We start from the raw sequence: 3,729 nt of genomic DNA, 5'->3' as shown, positions 1-3,729 counted from the left end.
GTGTGACAGTGGCAAGGCAGTACGTGACCCAGGCCCGCAGGATCGTCGTCAAGGTGGGCTCGTCCTCCCTCACCACCGCCTCCGGCGGCCTCGACGCCGACCGCGTCGACGCCCTCGTCGACGTCCTCGCCAAAGCCCGCAGCGGCGGCGAGAAGGAGATAGTGCTGGTCTCCTCCGGCGCCATCGCCGCCGGACTAGCCCCCCTCGGCCTGCGCCGCCGCCCCACCGACCTCGCCCGCCAGCAGGCCGCCGCCAGCGTCGGCCAAGGCCTCCTCGTCGCCCGCTACACCGCCTCCTTCGCCCGCTACGGCGTACGCGTCGGACAAGTCCTCCTCACCAGCGACGACACCAGCCGCCGCGCCCACTACCGCAACGCCTACCGCACCCTCGACCAGCTCCTCGCCATGGGCGCCCTGCCCGTCGTCAACGAGAACGACACCGTCGCCACCGACGAGATCCGCTTCGGCGACAACGACCGCCTCGCCGCGCTCGTCGCCCACCTCGTCCGCGCCGACCTCCTCGTCCTCCTCTCCGACGTCGACGGCCTCTACGACGGCGACCCCAGCAAACCCGGCACCACCCGCATCGGTGAAGTACACGGACCCGACGACATCGCCCACGTACAGATCGGCAGCGCCGGCAAAGCCGGCGTCGGCACCGGCGGCATGGTCACCAAAGTCGAAGCCGCCCGCATCGCCGCCGCCGCCGGCATCCCCGTCGTCCTCACCTCCGCCAGCCACGCGGCCGACGCCCTCGCCGGCCGCGACACCGGCACGTACTTCCACCCCACCGGCCGCCGCTCCGCCGACCGCCTCCTCTGGCTCGCCCACGCCTCCACCCCCCAGGGCCACCTCGTCCTCGACGACGGAGCCGTCACCGCCGTCGTCGAACGCCACTCCTCCCTCCTGCCCGCCGGAATCGCCGCCGTCGAGGGCGAGTTCAGCGCCGGCGACCCCGTCGAACTCCGCGACACCACCGGCCGCGCCGTCGCCCGCGGCCTCGTCAACTTCGACGCCAAGGAGATCCCGCAACTCCTCGGCCGCTCCACCCGCGAACTCGCCCGCGAACTCGGTCCCGCCTACGAGCGAGAAGTCGTACACAGGGACGATCTGGTCGTCCTGCACCCCTGAAACGGCTGAAAGTCCGGCCCTCGGAACGACACCTTCACGAAAACCGCCCCGCGACCCGGCCCGGACTGGTCAACTTTGTTTCGGGGTACTCGCGGGGGTGACCCGCGGGGGGTACGACATCGCATCGCAGCATCACAGGAGGCCGCCGGTGAGACGAGCGCGCCCGGGGGCGGCGCCCCGAGCCGGGGGAACCCACGCCCGCAGGACCGTGGGGGAGGACGGGCGGACCCTGACCAGCGTGGGCACGGGGACCGACATCACCCAGACCGAGGAGCGGGAGAAGCCCGGGGACACCCCCAGGCTCTGGCACATCACCCTCAGCGTCTCCGGCACCGAAACCCCCCTCAAAGAGGTCCGCCGCGGCCTTGAGCAGCTCGCCCACGACCACCCCTTCTTACTGACCAGCAGATACGCCGGCGACCACGCCGAAATCCGCTACTGGGAAGAGGCCCGCGACCTGCACGACGCGGCGGCCGTCGCCCTGCGCCTGTGGGGCGAACACCGCTCCACCGCCAAACTCCCGCCCTGGGAGATCGTCGGCCTGGAGGTCATCGACCGCGAGACCTACCACCAGCGCCTCGCCGAGGGCTACGGACCACCCCCGGCCGCACCCGTCGGCGTCCACCCCTTTTGAGACAGGGGGGCTGGACGCTGGGGGGTCGGTCGTGGACGCGCCGGTTCGGGAGGGGCCGGTTCGGCAGGGGCCGGTCGTGGACGCGCCGGTCGTGGATGCGCCGGTTCTGGRCGCCTCGGTTCTGGACGGTGCGGGCGCCCGCGCGCCCGGACGGCCCGGACGACCTGGACGCCCCGGGCACCCCGCGCGCCCCGCGCGACCGGACCGTGAGAGCGGCGTCTCGGCACGTGGAATCCGTGCGGAACACTCCGGCCCGGCGCACTACCCTGCGGACATGAGCGCGTTTTCCCCCAACGAGAACCTGTCCCCGGTCACCCAGGCCGCCCACCGGGCCCGCACGGCCGCCGCCGATATCGCGCCATTGCCGCGCTCGGCCAAGGACAACGCGCTCCTGGCCATCGCCGACGCCCTCGAAGCCCGCACCGACGAGATCGTCCAGGCCAACGCCCTCGACACCGCCAAGGCCCGCGACGCCGGCACCAGCGAGACCGTCATCGACCGTCTCACCCTCACCCCCGACCGCGTCCGCGCCATCGCCTCCGACGTACGCGACGTCGCCGCCCTCCCCGACCCCGTCGGCGAAGTCGTCCGCGGCTCCACCCTCCCCAACGGCATCGACCTGCGCCAGATCAGGGTCCCCCTCGGCGTCGTCGGCATCATCTACGAAGCCCGGCCCAACGTCACCGTCGACGCCGCCGCCCTCTGCCTCAAGTCCGGCAACGCCGTCCTGCTGCGCGGCTCCTCCTCCGCGTACGAATCCAACACCGCACTCGTACGCGTCCTGCGCGACGCCGTCGCCGGCGCGGGACTGCCCGCCGACGCCGTCCAGCTCGTCCCCGGCGAATCCCGCGACTCCGTACGCGAGTTGATGCGCGCCCGCGGCCTCGTGGACGTCCTCATCCCGCGCGGCGGAGCCTCCCTCATCCGCACCGTCGTCGAGGAGTCCACCGTCCCCGTCATCGAGACCGGCACCGGCAACTGCCACGTCTACGTGGACGCCCAGGCCGACCTCGACATGGCCGTCGACATCCTCATCAACTCCAAGGCCTCGCGCCCCTCCGTCTGCAACGCCGCCGAGACCCTCCTCGTCCACCAGGACATCGCCGACGCCTTCCTGCCCCGCGCCCTCGACGCACTCGCCGAGGCCGGCGTCACCGTCCACGGCGACCCGCGCGTCCAGGCCTACGCCGAGTCCGGCAAGGCGACCGTCGTCGCCGCCACCGCCGAGGACTGGGAGACCGAATACCTCTCCTACGACATCGCCGCCGCCGTCGTCGACTCCCTCGACGCCGCCGTCGCCCACATCCGGCAGTGGACCTCCGGCCACACCGAGGCGATCGTCACCACCTCCCAGGCCGCCGCCCGCCGATTCACCCAATTGGTCGACTCCACCACCGTCGCCGTGAACGCCTCCACCCGCTTCACCGACGGCGGCCAGTTCGGCTTCGGCGCCGAGATCGGCATCTCCACCCAGAAGCTCCACGCCCGCGGCCCCATGGGCCTGCCGGAACTCACCTCCACCAAGTACATCGTCACCGGCGACGGACACGTGCGCTGACCGGGACCGGCCCACGGCCCGGCCCCCGAGGCGGTGCCCGAGGTCTCTCCGACGTGTCACCCCCGGGTGTCACCCGCGGGGTGTCACCCGAGGGGGAGAGTTCGGACACTCCCTGCCCAAAACATCCGCTACGGGGCTAGGCTGAACCCGTGCCGGACGACGTGGGGGGCAGGCCGTTCCCGAACGGCTGGGAGCCCGACGACGACCGCGGAGGCGCGGACGACGCATTCGCCTCCGTGGTCTTCGACGAGGACTTCGTACGGGCCGCTCAGATCCACGAACCAAGCGCCGTGGAACGGCTGTTGGCCGCTGCCCAAGCCCGCGCCGAGGCCGAAGCGGCCCGGGCACGCGCCGGCGCGGGAGCCGACGACGACTTCCCCTACCCCACCCGCGACACCGGCCCCTAC

The 3,729-nt window shown here is 72.6% G+C and carries 3 protein-coding genes and 1 pseudogene; all 4 read left to right on the top strand.

The genetic code is table 11. From position 1 onward, the window contains the following. The first annotated feature begins 2 nt into the window (after positions 1 to 2). Positions 3 to 1,130, top strand: coding sequence for a glutamate 5-kinase (gene proB / locus ACJA3G_RS32810; RefSeq protein WP_406556678.1), 1,128 nt, complete (start codon positions 3 to 5; stop codon positions 1,128 to 1,130). Between the two features lie 148 nt (positions 1,131 to 1,278). After that, entirely contained in the window at positions 1,279 to 1,764 is a 486-nt protein-coding gene (locus tag ACJA3G_RS32805; RefSeq protein ID WP_406556677.1) for a hypothetical protein, read from the top strand. Positions 1,765 to 2,038: 274 nt separating this feature from the next. Further along, positions 2,039 to 3,322, top strand: a complete 1,284-nt coding sequence (locus tag ACJA3G_RS32800) for a glutamate-5-semialdehyde dehydrogenase (protein ID WP_406556676.1) — start codon at positions 2,039 to 2,041, stop codon at positions 3,320 to 3,322. Between the two features lie 149 nt (positions 3,323 to 3,471). Continuing rightward, positions 3,472 to 3,729: pseudogene (locus ACJA3G_RS32795) on the top strand (hypothetical protein); the annotation flags it as partial.

Source organism: Streptomyces sp. YS-3 (assembly GCF_045257485.1).
Taxonomy (GTDB): domain Bacteria; phylum Actinomycetota; class Actinomycetes; order Streptomycetales; family Streptomycetaceae; genus Streptomyces.
The sequence above is the reverse complement of the archived record's forward strand: the minus strand, read 5'-3'. Positions and strand labels throughout refer to the sequence as shown.